The 16451-nt window shown below is 37.6% G+C and carries 13 protein-coding genes; 11 read left to right on the top strand and 2 right to left on the bottom strand.

Going from position 1 to position 16451, the window contains the following annotated elements; genetic code table 11:
- Nucleotides 1-6 precede the first annotated feature (6 nt).
- Together rfbB and rfbD are read left to right on the top strand one after the other, a co-directional pair.
- The gene (gene rfbB / locus BR50_RS01230) at nucleotides 7-1035 is read left to right on the top strand and encodes a dTDP-glucose 4,6-dehydratase (protein WP_034545369.1); all 1029 of its coding nucleotides are present in this window, start codon (nucleotides 7-9) and stop codon (nucleotides 1033-1035) included.
- A 71-nt stretch (nucleotides 1036-1106) separates the two neighbouring features.
- On the top strand, nucleotides 1107-1952 hold the full coding sequence (gene rfbD, locus BR50_RS01225; protein WP_034545365.1) for a dTDP-4-dehydrorhamnose reductase: 846 nt from the start codon (nucleotides 1107-1109) through the stop codon (nucleotides 1950-1952).
- 522 nt (nucleotides 1953-2474) lie between these two features.
- Here the strand turns inward: rfbD and istB are convergent.
- Nucleotides 2475-3227 (bottom strand): IS21-like element helper ATPase IstB, encoded by a 753-nt coding sequence (gene istB / locus BR50_RS01220; RefSeq protein WP_034545363.1) that lies wholly within the window; start codon nucleotides 3225-3227, stop codon nucleotides 2475-2477.
- Nucleotides 3228-4772 (bottom strand): IS21 family transposase, encoded by a 1545-nt coding sequence (istA, locus tag BR50_RS01215; RefSeq protein ID WP_034545360.1) that lies wholly within the window; start codon nucleotides 4770-4772, stop codon nucleotides 3228-3230.
- A 590-nt stretch (nucleotides 4773-5362) separates the two neighbouring features.
- Here istA and BR50_RS01210 point away from each other — a divergent pair.
- The 9 genes from BR50_RS01210 to BR50_RS01170 all read left to right on the top strand — a co-directional run bounded on the left by BR50_RS01210 (nucleotide 5363) and on the right by BR50_RS01170 (nucleotide 16409).
- Nucleotides 5363-6139 (top strand): zinc ribbon domain-containing protein, encoded by a 777-nt coding sequence (locus BR50_RS01210; protein WP_034545358.1) that lies wholly within the window; start codon nucleotides 5363-5365, stop codon nucleotides 6137-6139.
- A 24-nt stretch (nucleotides 6140-6163) separates the two neighbouring features.
- Entirely contained in the window at nucleotides 6164-7534 is a 1371-nt protein-coding gene (locus tag BR50_RS01205) for a zinc ribbon domain-containing protein (protein WP_034545356.1), read from the top strand.
- Nucleotides 7535-7556: 22 nt separating this feature from the next.
- Nucleotides 7557-7892, top strand: a complete 336-nt coding sequence (locus tag BR50_RS01200; RefSeq protein ID WP_081884462.1) for a TM2 domain-containing protein — start codon at nucleotides 7557-7559, stop codon at nucleotides 7890-7892.
- Nucleotides 7893-8348: 456 nt separating this feature from the next.
- A complete protein-coding gene (locus tag BR50_RS01195; protein ID WP_051905699.1) occupies nucleotides 8349-8939 on the top strand; it encodes a YdcF family protein in 591 nt (196 codons plus the stop codon).
- Between the two features lie 151 nt (nucleotides 8940-9090).
- Nucleotides 9091-10428 (top strand): FAD-dependent oxidoreductase, encoded by a 1338-nt coding sequence (locus BR50_RS01190; protein ID WP_034545354.1) that lies wholly within the window; start codon nucleotides 9091-9093, stop codon nucleotides 10426-10428.
- Entirely contained in the window at nucleotides 10409-11887 is a 1479-nt protein-coding gene (locus tag BR50_RS01185; protein WP_245792801.1) for an AcpB/EbpR/MafR family transcriptional regulator, read from the top strand. The genes BR50_RS01190 and BR50_RS01185 overlap by 20 nt, the downstream gene beginning before the upstream one ends.
- 448 nt (nucleotides 11888-12335) lie before the next feature.
- Nucleotides 12336-13841, top strand: coding sequence for a glycerol kinase GlpK (gene glpK, locus BR50_RS01180; RefSeq protein WP_034545348.1), 1506 nt, complete (start codon nucleotides 12336-12338; stop codon nucleotides 13839-13841).
- A 16-nt stretch (nucleotides 13842-13857) separates the two neighbouring features.
- Nucleotides 13858-15696, top strand: coding sequence for a type 1 glycerol-3-phosphate oxidase (glpO, locus tag BR50_RS01175; RefSeq protein ID WP_034545346.1), 1839 nt, complete (start codon nucleotides 13858-13860; stop codon nucleotides 15694-15696).
- Nucleotides 15693-16409, top strand: coding sequence for an MIP/aquaporin family protein (locus BR50_RS01170; RefSeq protein WP_034545344.1), 717 nt, complete (start codon nucleotides 15693-15695; stop codon nucleotides 16407-16409). The genes glpO and BR50_RS01170 overlap by 4 nt, the downstream gene beginning before the upstream one ends.
- Nucleotides 16410-16451 lie beyond the last annotated feature (42 nt).

Here is a 16451-nt window from a genome sequence, read left to right as displayed (position 1 = left end):
CATAAAATGAAAAATATTATTGTTACTGGTGGGGCTGGATTTATAGGGTCAAATTTTGTTCATTATGTGGTAACTAATCATCCTAATATTCATGTGACTGTATTGGATAAATTGACTTATGCAGGAAACAAAGAAAATTTAGCAGGGCTACCAGCAGATCGAGTGAAATTGGTTATAGGAGATATCGTAGATGCAGAATTAGTAGAACGTCTAGTAAAAGAAACAGATGCCGTCGTGCACTATGCCGCAGAGTCTCATAATGATAATTCGCTTAAAGACCCATTTCCTTTTGTTCAAACGAACATTATCGGAACATACACATTAATTGAAGCTTGTCTTAAGAACAATGTGCGTTATCATCATGTTTCAACAGATGAAGTATATGGTGATTTGCCATTACGTGAAGATCTTCCAGGAAATGGAGAAGGACCAGGAGAAAAGTTTACATCTGAAACGCCTTATAATCCCTCTAGTCCTTATTCTTCTACGAAAGCAGGTTCTGATTTATTAGTAAAAGCATGGGTACGTTCATTTGGTTTACAAGCAACAATTTCAAACTGTTCAAATAATTATGGACCTTACCAACATATTGAGAAGTTTATTCCTCGTCAAATTACGAATATTTTATCTAGTATTCGCCCTAAGCTGTATGGTGAAGGTAAAAATGTACGAGATTGGATTCATACAAATGATCATTCATCTGCCGTTTGGGCTGTTTTAACCAAAGGTCATATAGGCGAAACCTATTTGATTGGTGCGGATGGAGAAGAAAATAACAAGCAAGTACTCGAGATGATTCTTGAACTAATGAATAAACCAAAAGATGCTTACGATCACGTAACGGATCGTACAGGTCATGATTTACGTTATGCAATAGATTCTACTAAACTTCGTGAAGAGTTAGGTTGGACACCCGAGTTCACTAATTTCCAAGAGGGTTTAGTAGAAACAATCAATTGGTATACAGAAAATAAAAATTGGTGGTTAGCTGAAAAAAAAGCTGTTGAAGCGAACTACGCTAAAAATGGGCAATAACAATATATATCAAGAGTTTTTAAGAAAAAGGTAGGATTATTCCTATCTTTTTTTATAGAGGAGGATATTAAATGATTTTAATTACAGGTGCTAATGGTCAATTAGGAACGGAATTACGTAAATTATTAGATGAAAATGAAATGCAATATGTTGCAACTGATTCAAAAGAGCTAGATATAACAGATAAAGATGCAACAATAAGATTTATTGAAAAAATAAAGCCAGAATTGATTTATCATTGCGCAGCCTACACTGCGGTAGATAGAGCTGAAGATGAAGGCAAAGAAATAAATCGGTTAGTGAATGTGGTAGGTACACGAAATGTAGCAGAAGCGGCAGAATTGGTAGGAGCTGCCTTAGTTTACATTAGCACAGATTACGTTTTTGATGGGACAAATGCAGGCGAATATAATATAGATGCAAAAACTAATCCTAAAAGTGAATACGGGCGTGCCAAACTTGAAGGTGAAAAAGTTGTTCAGGAAATTTCAAGTAAAGCCTATATTATTCGTACTTCTTGGGTATTTGGAGAATTCGGAAATAATTTTGTATATACCATGCAACGTTTGGCTGAAACGCATCCACGCTTAACAGTGGTTAACGACCAAGTTGGACGCCCAACCTGGACACGCACTCTTGCAGAATTCATGGTGCATTTAACTTCTACTGATCAAGAGTATGGTTTATATCACTTGTCAAATGAAGAATACTGTTCATGGTATGAATTTGCAACAGAAATTTTAAAAGATACATCTGTAGAAATTGCACCAGTTACTTCTGAAGAATACCCTCAAAAAGCTTATCGCCCAAGACATTCAGTAATGGATTTATCTAAAGCAAAAGCTACGGGGTTTAAGATTCCAACTTGGCAAGAAGCAGTGATTCTTTTTAAAGAATCACTTGAGAATAATAACTAATATAGTTGCTTTTAATGATAAGGAATATTTTAAAGCTACTACCTTAAGTAGCTTTTTGTTAAATAGTGATAGTGAGTGGAATATATAATTTGATGAAAGTTTTGGTGAAGGTTTTAAGAAGCTGATTTCTTAAGACCTTCATTTTTTCTTGAGTTTTATAGGATGTAATGACAAAATGAGTAAATGAGAATGATGACTAAACCAATCGAAAACTACTTCAGTTAAAACTTGATCGCCGAAAACACACTGAATTGTGATATCCGCCACCATAAATTACCAGCAAGGACATAATTATTACCACTGAGTGCCACCACTGTTACCAATCAGTGCCATACAAATTACCAGTAAGAAAAATAACAGAATGAAAGCGACCACAATGTCTTTAATAAAGGCATTGTGGTCGCTTTGTTGTTTATCCTTGAACCTGCGAAAAGTTGATTTCATCAATTAAGATGTAAGATGATAAATTTTCTGGTGCCATAAAATAATAGGAGAATTTTACTTCAATTGATTTTGAAAGTATCACATTGAGCTATCTAGTCCATGACGTTCCCGCATAGATACTTCTCCATCCACCATTAATTGAATAGAATTATGGACAATACGATCCATGATTGCTTCAGCTACAGTCCCATTACTCAGTCTTTGTGACCATCCTTGCGGATCGATTTGAGAACAAAAAATAGTTGATTTGAGTTTGTAGCGCATTTCTACAATTTCAAGAACCAAAGCAGCTTGTTCTGTTGAAATATCAATTAATAACCATTCATCGATAATGAGTAGGTCTATTTTTGAAAGCTTTTTAATACTTTTACGATAAGAGTTATCATTTCTATATTGTTCTAATAGGAGTTCATCCAATAGTTCAGGAAGGCGTACATATTTTACAGTGTGGTGTTGACGACATGCAGAGACTCCAAATGCTTGTGCTAGAAAACTTTTCCCTGCACCTGTTGGTCCTTTAATAATAATGTTATTCGTTTGTCGAATATAATTACAGCTAGATAATTCTAAAATACGGGTCTTGTCCAATTTTCTATCTTCATAGTATTCGATATCCTCAATACAGGCTTGAGTATTCTGGAAGTTTGCACTTTTAATCAGTCTTTTTAAAGTGTTTGATTTACGCCTATCATACTCATGATCTATCAAAATTTGGAATCGTTCTTCAAAACTCATCTTTTGAAAATCAGGAGTACTTTCTTGATGTTGGTAACCTTCAACCATACCTGATAACTTCATTGAGATCATCTTGCTTACTGTTTGTTCATTCATTTACTTTTCCCCCCAATAGTCTGTCCCACGTGTAAAACCAAACACTTCTTGTGATACTGAAGAATTTTTTTCGAGTACCTTTTCGGCATCTTTTTTCTTAATTGCCTTTAACTGACTTTGGACTAATTTGACCGTAGGTCGATTTGTAATACTTAAGATTTCTTTGCAGGCTCTTTCCATTTCATATTTTGTGTAACGACGGGCACTATTTTTTAAAGAAAAAATAGAAGAAAGAGCTTGCCGTTCTACTTGATAAGTATCCAAAAGGTATTGAATAATACGTACGGTATTTTCACCAATTGTTTCTGCCCAACTTAAGGCGTTTTCTGGTGTTTGCTCGATGTAAAGTTTATGGTTATCAGGCATATGGTCTTTGCTGGTGGATATCTGTCCAAATTTCCCATATAATCGAGTGTGTGTAGCCACACGCATATGTTTAAAGAAGATTTCAATAAGAGACTCAGTGATTCTTACATCAACTGATTTTGCAATATATTCATAGGGTACAGAATAAAATCTGTTATCAACACTAATATGATAATCTGGACGGACTTTGGCGGTTCTCCACTCAGCCATTTTATAAGGTTTTGATGGAAGAGGAGAAAGGGCAAATTTCTCCTCTTCTTCAAATGCTGAGAAACGAGTACCGTTCTTTTTAGAGAATTTTCTATGATTAAACTCTTCTAGTTTCTGTCTTACTTTTTGGTTTAATTCATCTAGCGTAAAACAGTGTTCATTTCTCAAGGCTGCTATGATCCATGTAGAGAGGGTACTAACGGATCCTTCAACGGATGCTTTATCTTTTGGAGCGCGAACTCTAGCAGGCATACATAAAGTCCCATAATACTCACACATTTCTCGATAAGTTGGATTTAAAACAAGTTCTTTCAGCGTATGACGAGTAACAGATGTTTTCAAATTATCCGGTATAATAATCTGGGTACAGCCGCCAAAGTATTGAAAGGCTCTATTGTGTGCTCCAATCCAGGCATTTAAATCCATTGATAAGGTCGCTTCAGAATAAGATAGTTGGCTGCAAGGCAGAGTTGCAACAAAAAGATAGGCTTTTATCTTTTCACCTGTATCTTGATCTATAAGGAAAGCTGTTGATCCTGCCCAATCTACTTCTACGATTTCTCCTGGTTTCCTTCGAACCCTTAGGGTTGCTTTGTACTTGTCCGCATAAGACTTGTAATGCCGCAAAAAAGAACGATAGGCATACGGAATCTTACCATTCGTGCGACAATTGACCTCATACTCATGATGAAGCAAAGATAAGGTAACATTAGGTCTAGCTAATTCTTTATGAACTTGATCAAAATCAATCATGCCATAACCAGAATTTTCAATTGCCTTATGTGGATATAAAAACTCTTCTATCCACTGATCATCCATTTCTTCTGACAATGGACAGTTTAGTCCCTTTTCTTTAGCCAGCTGAAGTATTTCAGTGACTTTCGGTCGACCGTTCCCGGTGCTTGCCGAAATAGCTCGTAAACTCACCTCATCATAGGCCAGTTCCATTATTTTACGATAGTGAATCATATAAAATACCTCCTATATAATAGTTTTGCACATGTCTGTGCTCCTTTATTATATGGGAGGTAGTGTTGTTTTAGTTCACTTATTATTTTGATGGTAACTTTCTTGGCAACGTGTGGTGATTTTTGTGTCACTGGCTGGTAATAACCCTGTCACTAATGGTAATTTACGGTGGCGGATATCATCTTTGCCGGAATTACATTTTGAGTGTACCACTACTGTCTTTTTTAGTTGTCTAACTTAATTTTACAATTGGCGATGTGATTTAATTGTGCAGGACTCTAACTATGTAACCAATGATTGTGTTTTCTAGAAAATAATATAACTAAATTGAACAAGCTCCTTGATATAAGAGTGTATTTAACCGATAATAAAAATAACAGTATAAATTTATTGTGAAGGTTTTTTCGAGGAAATAGGTAGATTTGCAATACATATAATGATTTTTGGAAATTTAATGAGAGGAACTTAACTATAAGTCGATTTAGGCTTAGGAATAAACGTATATTTCATAATCAGCAATAGCTATGCCTTGAAATTTTTTCACTTTATACTGTTTTATTAAAAAATATTGATTTTGGAGGAATAGAAAAATGAAATATTGTGCTAATTGTGGAAAAGAAGTAAAAGAAGGGGCTAAATTTTGTAATAACTGTGGTTCAACTACAGCTATTGGAGAAACTCCTAGTCAAAAAGCAGATTCAACTAAAAGTGAACAAGTAATAAATCTAAGTTCGCTCAATATTGATAAAGAAAAACTTTCAAACATGTCTCATGGCTATTTTTCTTATTTTAAAACCACGTTAGTGAAACCCTCAGAAAGTTTCCATGAAGCTGCGTCAATCAACGGTGTGATTCAATTTGTATTGTTAAGTTTGATTCAAGTAGTAGGTCTATGGTTCCTCTCAATCGACAGCTATAGTTATCAGTATGTTCAAATGGGATTTGGAACACTTTTTGGTCTATTTTTTGCTTTATTAATATTTAATTTTCTTTCAGTTTTTGTCGTACATGGTGTAAAGAGAGTGGCTTATAAGTCGGGTGATTCTTTTCTTGCCACCGCAACACAATATGGCGGTTTTTTTACTACTTCAGTTATCTTACAAGGAATTATTATGCTACTTGCACTTATTTCAGGTGAAGAATTTGCAGTTATGATAAGTGTTCTATATCTATTATCCTTTATCATCTCATCTTTTGCATTTGCAAACTACTTATACAAAAGTGATACATCAGAAAAAATGGATAAATTTTATGTTGGCATCATTGCTACGGTAATGTTATTTTTTGTTTGGTTTATAGTTGCTAGAATCGGTGCAGCTACAGTGATGACAATGGTAGAAGATATTGTTAGGGATTCTTTATTTTAAGATAGTTCAAAGGAGAGAGTATAAATGATTTGTGAGAAATGTAGTTGTGTCAATGAAGATGGCGCGAAATTTTGTGAAAAATGTGGCCATTTATTAGGTACTGAACCATCAATAGAAAAAAAAGTAGACCTACCTATAACTAAAAAGAAATTAGAGCCATTTACAAAAGTACAAAAATTTGGAATTGTTTTTGCAATAGTGATTGTTCTTATACTTGCAGGAGGGTTTTCTTTTGCTAAAAATTATTATTCAAAGGAAAATCAAGTTGATCGCTATATTGAATTAATTAATACTGGAGATGCTTCAAAGATTGCGAAAGTTCTCTCTACAGAAGACTTGAATTTTGAATTGAAGAAAGAAAATTTACAACCATTTGCAGATTATATAAAAGAAGATAAGGAATACGTTCATTTGCTATCTAATCGCATGAAAGATGAATCTGAATCTGAAAATGATTCATACGGTATATATTTGAAACAAGATGGAAAAGATTCGTTATTTTTCGACCACTATGAAATGATGATTAATCCCGTCTATGCGGAATTAACGACAAATATGGAAGAAGCAGTAATCACATTAAATGGGAAAGAAATTGGAACAGCCGATCGTTCAGAGTATACACAAAAAGTCGGTCCATTGTCTCCTGGAAGTTATACGTTAGTATCATCTATCGAACAGTATGGTTCGCCATTGATAAATGAACAAGAAGTTTTCTTTAGCGGTGAAGATGATATGAATTATGTTGATTTATCTCTGTCAGGTGTTTATATTGATGTTGCTTCAGACTTAACAGATGGCAAAGTCTATTTAGATGACAAAGAGATTGGTCAACTAAAAGAAGGGGAAGGATCATTCGGCCCTATTTCTTGGAAAGAGGACAGTTATTTAAGTGTAAAGAAAGAATTTACAAATGAAACGCTGGAATCTTCTCAAGTTTATCTTGAAGATTATGATGAGAGTTATTATTTTACTTTTGATTTAATGGATGAATATGCAGCTCAGGATTTTATGTATAATATTTATCAACTAACAGAAAATATATCTTATTATGGCGATGAGTATAGTGATGATTATGAATATGATTTAGGAGAAATGATGGTTGATGGTGAAGAAAATGAAATTTACCAAACGCTCTATAGTAACGCAAAAAAAAGTTACGATGATGAAACAATCTCCTCTGTAACTTATAATGCTGAGGTCAAAGATGTGCAGCAAATAGATGCATATAAATATGAGATCAGTTATGATGTAACTGTCGATACTAGCTATTCTTATGATTCTAATATAGAAGACCTTGAACAAGTCATTTCATTTAAGGCTAAGGTGATATTAGAAGAATCAGGTGAAATGGAATATGATTATTATCCACTATTAGAATCACTTGAAGTACAATAAAACATAAATAGGGTAATCTAAAATGTATAATCAATTGTCAAATGAAGAAAAGATGTTAGTAAACTTAGAAGTTGCTAACAATAAAAAAAGTGTTGGTGTTTCATATCTCCTTTGGTTTTTCTTAAGTTCGTTAGGAATCCATAGAATGTATTTGGGACGTAAATTTAGTGGGGTTATGTTACTGATATTAACGATTATAGGATGGGTAACACTTGCAATCTTTATAGGTTGGATATTTTTAGTAGTAGTAGCAATCTGGGTTCTTGTGGATGCATTCTTATTGCCAAGTATAGTAAAAGCAGCAAATGACGATTTAACAGAAGAATATGCTAGAAAAATTATAGCTTATAAAGCCTGAAATTTTGTTCAGCATACTAACTAAAGTAAGAATAAAATAAAACGGCCTATAAATATCCCTCGCTATAAATTCTTATTTTTATAGCAAGGGATATTTTACATATTTGTGAGTACTAAACTGAATTAGAGAACAAACGTTTTAATAATGACACCAGGATAATAAATTACTCTTTGGTTTCATATAACATGATCAGGGGACATTATCATTTGTTAATGACAGACAGTTCAGCGTACAGTAATAGAAAATCGACAACAAGTATATACTTTGGTTGAGAACAAACGGAAGAGGTGTAGTTATGTTCATAAAAGAAACTCAGATGAAAAAAATTTGGGAACTCACAAGGAATGCTGCGAAGATAAAATTAGTGTGTTAGAAAGATCAAATCAGTTGCTAGATTTGATCTGTTGGCTTAATATGAGGTTCAATTTAGACTAATCTATCTGCGAGGAGAACTGAATGATAAAAAGAAGGGTGTTTATTTTTATAGGCGTTATTCTGTTTGTGTGCTTGGTTATTGGCGTTAGTTATTCGCTTATTATCAATAATCTCATTGTTGATGAGGAACCTATTCGGTCTGATGTGATCATTGTTCCAGAAGGGCAGGAATATGTGAGAGCCTATCGAGCTTCGGAGTTGTTACACGAAGGATATAGTGAATCAGAAAAAATAATTGTATCGCCAATAGATAAGGCTAATGAACAAATTTATTTAGAATTTGACGTCGCAGAAGAGCAGATCATTCCTGAAACGGAAGCAACAAGCACCTACGAAAATGCAGTGAACACATTGGGAATGATGGAAGAAAATGGATTTGATTCAGCTATCATTGTGTCTTCTGATTATCATATGCTGCGGACAAAACTGATTTATGAACGGACAAATCGTGAGTATGGCTATGATTTGACCTATGTAGCTGCGTATCAGTTAGTGGACGGTGAATTTATTCCGTGGGATGAAGCTGGAGAAGATATGGAGTACGTGGCTAATCTAGAATTTTGGAAATATTGGGGCTATCTATTAGGACTGTATCATTTCTTTAATTTGTAAAATCTAATGGCTCCACAAGTAAACTCGTCTATTCCATAATAAGTTATTATTTTGTTGCACTACCCCCATTTATCGAATTAGCTTCTGGTTATACGAAAGGTTTCCACTCTATGTTATACTAATTGAAAACACATTGACGAGGTGTAAAGGTATGAAAGTAGTGATTATAGGAGCTTCTTATGCTGGGGTAGCAGCGGCTTTAGAAGTGCGAAAAAGATATGAGGATGCAGAAATTATCTTGCTGGAAAAACAAGCTACGTTAGGATATATTCCGAATGGGCTACATTTGTATTGGGAAAATAGCATTGTTGATTTAGATGCAGCTTACTTTATCACGAAGGAGCAATTGGAAAGGCAGAACATCCAGTGTTTTTTGGAAGCTTCTGTTGAAAAAATGAATACGGTTAATAAAACTATTACGTATCTCTACCATGGGCGAGAATTGAGGCTTACTTATGACAAGATGATCATCGCAACAGGTTCGAGCCAGTTGTCGCAAAAAATCAGCGGCAGTGATGGGGAAAGCATCTTGAAGTACAAACGATATCCTGAAGCAGTTGCTGCTTTGGCTAAGATGGAAACGAGTCAAAGTATTACGATTATTGGAGCTGGTCCAGTCGGGGTGGAAGCGGCTTATTTGTTAAGTAAGCAGCATAAAAAAGTCACGTTGATTGAGAGCATGGACTATATTTTATTTAAATATTTTGATAAAGAAATGATTCTGCCAGTTCAGGAGAGAATGATTGAAATGGGGACCGATTTACGCTTGAATCAAACGGTTTCTGCTATTGAGTCTGAAGGCGAACAAGCGGTAACAGTTCGATTTGGCAACAAATCGGTTACGAGTGATGCTGCTATCTTAGGTGTGAATGTGAGACCCAACTTGTCCTATTTAGATGAACATATCCAACTACACTTGGACCAAACAATTGCGGTTGATTGCTATATGCGGACGTCGGTAGAAGATGTCTTTGCAGTTGGGGATTGTATCCAATTGTCCTATGGAGATGGTGACAAAACGGAGTATATCCCACTGGTGAACAATGCTGTCCGGACAGGAATCGTAGCGGCGGCTAATCTGATCCAACCAGAAACAGCTTTCAAGGGCTCCTTACAAACGATTGGGACTTTCCTGTTTGGTTACTACGTTGCCAGTACCGGCATGACCGAAGCTGAAAGTGTATTTTCGGGTCAAACGGTTAAAGCTTATTGTCAAAAAGTGAGCCTAACTAGTCTGCCGGATGCTGATACGGTAACAATCAAATGGATCTACGATGCAGCCAGCCACGTTTTGCTTGGAGCACAACTGATTTCCACGTCAAATATCTTGGAAAAGATCAATACATTGGCGTTGGTCATTCAAACCAAGCAGACTTTGGAAGATTTGCAGCAAAAAGAGTATTTTTTTCATCCATCTTTTTCACAAATGATCTCAGCCACTAATTTTGTTTCTTGGCTAGAAGTGAGGGATGACGGCAATGAAAATTGAACACTTCCTTGAGAAAAACGATATCAGAGAAGTCACGATTTTTAAACAATTGGTGCTGAACGGCGGAGAAATCTCTTATACCGATATGCTGGACTATTTGAGTATCGCTAAGGCTTCACTCGAGAAGGACTTGGAATCCATTTCTTTCCGGATCAAACCTCTTACCGATCAAGTACATGTCACTTATGATGGACAGTCTATTTCCTTGACCATGAGCGATGACTATTCGTTGCAGCATATCTATCAGCTTTATTTGGACCAGTCAATCAAAGTGAACTTGATCCGTTTTTTGTTTAAGCATCAAGAATTTTCAATCACGCAGCTGACTCAAGAATTGGCGATCAGCGATTCTTCCTTATTTCGTAAGATCAAAGAATTGAACTATTACTTGAAAGAGTTTGGCATCAAGATCCGCAATGGGCAGTTGCACGGCGAAGAATTGCATATCCGACATTTTTACTTTCAATTTTTCAGCCATATCGAAAACAAAGAAGCTCTCGTTGTTTCTGATTCTGGTAAGCAGATCACTCAAGTAGGACAAGCGGTGGAAAGTTTTCTGCAAGTCACGATCGAATCCGAAAATAGGCAACAGCTCAATACTTGGATGCTGATCAGTAAAAGCCGCGTCACCAGTAAAGAAAAGCAATACGTCTATTTGCGCGAACAGATGCAGCCTTACTTAGAAGATCCGCTGTACCAAAAAATACGCATCATGGTCTTACGCTATTTTAGCCGCTACTCGATTGAAGTCGATGAGGAAGAGGCTATGTTACACTTTGCCTTTTTAATGGCTTTTCCGATATTGACTGAACAAGCTTTTCATGAGTATACATTGGAACGAGATCGCCGAGCACCGATTGCGACGCTGGATACTTATATTGTGGAGACCATTATTATCCATTACAAGTTCCGTAAATTGCCGTATATGTTGGAACGCGACATGCACTATCACTTGTCTCATATCCATACAAAATTGTATTTCTTCCAAGGTGAAATGGAAGTTTATGCCTATGAAGAAATGCTGGCTAAAGAAAAACCGTTTATTGGCCGGAACTTGGTCTCATTTGCCCATACCTTAGTTGACATCAGTACTAGTAAATTTGGGATGCCGAGTTTAGAAGAACCTGGCTCAGTGGAGATAAGTCTGTTGAAATACATCAGTCTGTTGGCGATGGTTTCTTTCAAGATGACGACGATTGTGCAGATCGGGATCGATTTAAAAATGGAAAGAATTTATACAGAAACGTTGAATCAGTTATTGATACTGAATATGCGCCATATTAACGGTATAAAGGTAGAAGCTTATCGGCCTGGTAAAGTGTATGATCTTATTCTTACTAATGAACCAGCACTTAAAAAAGACCCATACGGTGACGCCAAAGTTTATGTCTTCTCTGAGATTTTATCATCCTTTGACATGAAGAATATCCAGACGATCATTCAAGAACTCCATTCATAGAACAAGCTCAGTGATTTTACTGCAGCTTGTTTTTTTATTTATAATGTTAATGTAGATAGACTTATCTAATCAGTAACCTGGGATTTCTGGAGGAATAGGGGTTGCTTGTAGCCGTGTAGAAGATTCAATGTGAATTACACCGTTTTAACGCTTTAGCGTGTAAACGTTGTTTGAAGCTTGAAAGCCTTAAGACTATGACTTTTAGGCTTAAGGCGATCTCACGGCTCTCTACAAGCAAGCCTGTCCATTCCAGAAGAAATTTCACATCGTTGTACTAATACATGTATCAGGCAACTTATTTGATAGATTTTCGATCTAAAATTTATCAAATAGGAAAAAACTCTCAAAAAATTTTAAAAATCTAAAAAAGATGACATGTTTAATTTGATAAAAACGGTTACAATAAACAGGTAGAGAAAACGTTTGCAAAACAAGGAGGAAATAACACATGACAGAGAAAAAATACATCATGGCAATCGATCAAGGAACGACTAGTTCAAGAGCGATTATTTACGATAAGGCAACAAACACGATTGGCAGTTCGCAAAAAGAATTCACGCAAATTTTCCCACAAAGTGGTTGGGTAGAACACAACCCGAATGAAATTTGGAATTCAGTCCAATCCGTGATTGCTGGATCATTTATCGAATCCGGTGTCAAACCTGAAGAAATCGCCGCGATCGGTATCACGAACCAACGGGAAACAACGATCATCTGGGACAAAAAAACAGGAAGTCCGATTTACAATGCAATCGTTTGGCAATCACGTCAATCGGCACCGATTGCAACTGAACTGCATGAAGCGGGACATTCAAAAATGATCCATGAAAAAACCGGCTTGATCATTGATTCTTATTTCTCAGCTACAAAAATTCGTTGGATCCTGGACCACGTAGAAGGCACTCAAGAACGTGCTGAAAAAGGCGAGTTGCTGTTTGGAACGGTGGACACATGGTTGGTATGGAAATTGACTGGTGGCGATTCATTCGTTACCGATTATTCAAACGCCAGCCGGACGATGTTGTTCAACATCCATAACTTGGAATGGGATCAAGAAATCTTAGACTTATTAAATATTCCACGCATCATGATGCCAGAAGTCAAATCCAACTCAGAAGTTTACGGTCACACAACTAACTACCATTTCTACGGTGCCAACACACCTATCTCAGGAATGGCAGGAGACCAACAAGCCGCTTTATTCGGCCAAATGGCTTTCGAACCAGGCATGGTGAAAAATACTTACGGAACAGGTTCATTTATCGTGATGAATACCGGCGAAAAACCACGATTGTCAAATAACAATTTATTGACTACGATCGGTTACGGCATCAATGGCAAAATTTACTACGCTTTAGAAGGAAGTATCTTTGTGGCTGGGTCTTCGATCCAATGGTTGCGTGACGGATTGAAAATGATCGAGAATTCAGCTGATTCACAAGCACTCGCTGAAGTGTCTAAAAACGACAATGAAGTCTTTGTGGTGCCAGCCTTTACTGGACTAGGTGCACCTTACTGGGATTCAGACGCACGAGGAGCTGTCTTTGGTTTGAACCGTGGAACAACAAAAGAAGATTTTGTCAAAGCAACTTTGCAGTCTATTGCTTACCAAACACGCGATGTTATTGATACGATGAACAAAGACTCTAGTATTGAGATTCCATTATTGAAAGTCGATGGCGGAGCTGCTAATAACGACTGGTTATTGCAATTCCAAGCGGACATCTTAGGTACTAAAGTCCAACGGGCCCACAACTTGGAAACGACAGCTTTAGGAGCAGCTTACTTAGCTGGTTTAGCCGTTGGGTTCTGGGAAAGTATGGATGAGATCAAAGGCATGTACGAAGAAGGTGGTATCTTTGAACCGCAAATGCCAGATGCTGAACGCGAAAAATTATATAAAAACTGGAAACTAGCCGTCAAAGCTACGCAAGTCTTTAAACCAGAAGCATAAAAGGAGGAGAAGTATCATGGCCTTTTCAATCGAACGAAGACAGCAAGACATCAAAGCCTTAAAAGAAGGCACATTAGACGTTTTTATCATCGGTGGAGGGATCACAGGCGCTGGGACAGCATTGCAAGCCAGCGCTTCTGGTCTTAAGACAGGACTTGTCGAGATGCAGGACTTTGCAGAAGGAACCTCTTCTCGCTCGACTAAGTTGGTCCACGGCGGTTTACGCTATTTGAAAAACTTTGACGTTGAAGTTGTAGCCGATACGGTTCAAGAGCGCGCTGTCGTACAAGGTATCGCACCGCACATTCCAAAAGCCGACCCAATGATCTTGCCGATCTATGACGAACCGGGTTCAACCTTCTCGATGTTCTCTTTAAAAATAGCGATGGATTTGTATGACCGCTTAGCAGACGTTACCGGCACAAAATATGCGAACTATACGTTGACCAAAGAGGAAGTTCTAAAACGTGAACCGCAACTGAGAAGCGATGGTTTATTAGGTGCTGGTGTCTACCTAGACTACCGCAATAACGATGCTCGCTTAGTGATCGAAAATATCAAACGCGCTGCTACGGACGGCGGACATATGGTCAGTCAGATGAAAGTGGTGGGTATCTTACACGATGCAGATGATAAAGTTAGTGGAGCAACGGTAGAAGACTTGTTGACAGGGGAAACATTTGACATCAAAGCCCGCGTTGTCTTGAACACAACGGGCCCATGGTCAGATACGATCCGCCAAATGGATACTAAAGTAGACGCTGCACCTCAAATGCGCCCGACAAAAGGCGTCCATCTAGTCGTAGACAACAAAAGATTATCTGTACCGCAGCCCACTTATTTTGACACAGGTAAAAACGATGGCCGGATGGTATTCGTGATCCCGCGTGAAGAAAAAACCTACTTTGGTACAACGGATACAGACTACACAGGCGATTTTGCAAACCCAACGGTTGAACAAGAAGATGTGGATTATCTACTAGAAATCGTCAACAATCGTTACCCGTCAGCTAAGATCACGATCGACGATATCGAAGCCAGCTGGGCCGGATTGCGTCCATTGATTTCTGCAAACGGCGGTTTGGACTACAATGGCGCAAAAAATCAACCCATCTCAGATGAAAGCTTTGATAAGGTAATCAATACGATCAAACAATATCAAAAAGGGAACGTCGATCGCTACACCGTCGAAGAGGCCTTGAAAAATATCGAAAAAGACAACTCTGAATCAGAAGCTAACCCGTCAGCCATTTCACGTGGCAGTGCGTTAGACATCGATCCAGACGGTTTGATCACAGTAGCTGGGGGCAAGATAACTGACTACCGCAAAATGGCACTCGGGGCAATGAAAGCCGTTATTGAAATCTTACAAAACAACTTCAATCTGTCTTATGAATTGATTGATTCTGCTAAATACCCCGTATCTGGTGGAGAAATCGACCCACAAGAAGTCGAAGCAGAAACTGGAAAATTAGCTCAAATGGGGATCGAAAAAGGACTGAACGAATCAGAAGCATTGTATCTTGCTAACCTGTATGGTTCAAACACGCCTAAGGTGCTTGCTTTACTGGATGAGATCCAACAAATAGAAGGCTTAACTCTAGCAGATAGTGTAAGCTTATGCTATGCTATGAAAGAAGAGATGGCGCTTACACCAAGTGACTTCTTGATCCGTCGCACAAACCATATGTTGTTCATGCGTGACACATTGGATAGCATTATAGAACCGGTGATCACAGAAATGGCTCGCTACTATGGCTGGACAGAAGAAGCAAAAATAAACTATCGGAAAGGATTAGAAACAGCCGTTGCAGAGTCTGATCTAAAAAACTTAAAAGGAGATGGGAAAAAATGACAGGGGATACATTACAGATTTTTAGTGAATTTTTAGGAACGATGATCTTGGTTTTACTTGGGGACGGAGTTGTTGCGGCCGTTAGCTTGAAAAAGAGTAAAGCTGAAGGAGCTGGCTGGGTTGCTATCGCTCTTGGATGGGGTGCAGCGGTAACGATTGGTGTATATGTTGCTGGATCGATGGGACCAGCTCACATAAACCCAGCTGTAACGCTTGCTATGGCCATTATTGGTAATTTTGAGTGGGCATTAGTTATTCCATTCATTCTTGCTCAAACCGCCGGAGCTTTTGTGGGAGCCGGTTTAGTTTGGTTAACTTACTTACCCCACTTCAAAGAAACAAAAGACGAAGCTAGTATCCTTGGAATATTTGCAACAGGTCCAGCTATCCGTCACACTGTCAGCAATATAATATCAGAAATAATTGGTACTTTTGTGCTAGTATTTGCACTTATGATGTTTGGGAAAAATATATTTGCTGATGGACTAAATCCATTAGTAGTAGGGATATTAGTTCTGTCAATTGGTCTTTCACTAGGAGGAGCAACAGGCTATGCGATCAACCCGGCACGTGACTTAGGTCCGCGTCTAGCACATCAATTCTTACCGATCCCGAACAAAGGAGCTTCAGATTGGGCTTACTCATGGATCCCAGTAGCAGCACCAATGGTAGGCGGAGTCATCGCTGCAGTACTGTATCTAGTCATTACTTAATTTGTAATAAGTAACTAACCTCATGTTTGTACGGCTTGATCG

This window comes from Carnobacterium alterfunditum DSM 5972 (genome assembly GCF_000744115.1).
In the GTDB taxonomy this organism is placed as follows: Bacteria; Bacillota; Bacilli; order Lactobacillales; family Carnobacteriaceae; genus Carnobacterium_B; species Carnobacterium_B alterfunditum.
This window is presented reverse-complemented; position numbering and strand designations above follow the sequence as displayed.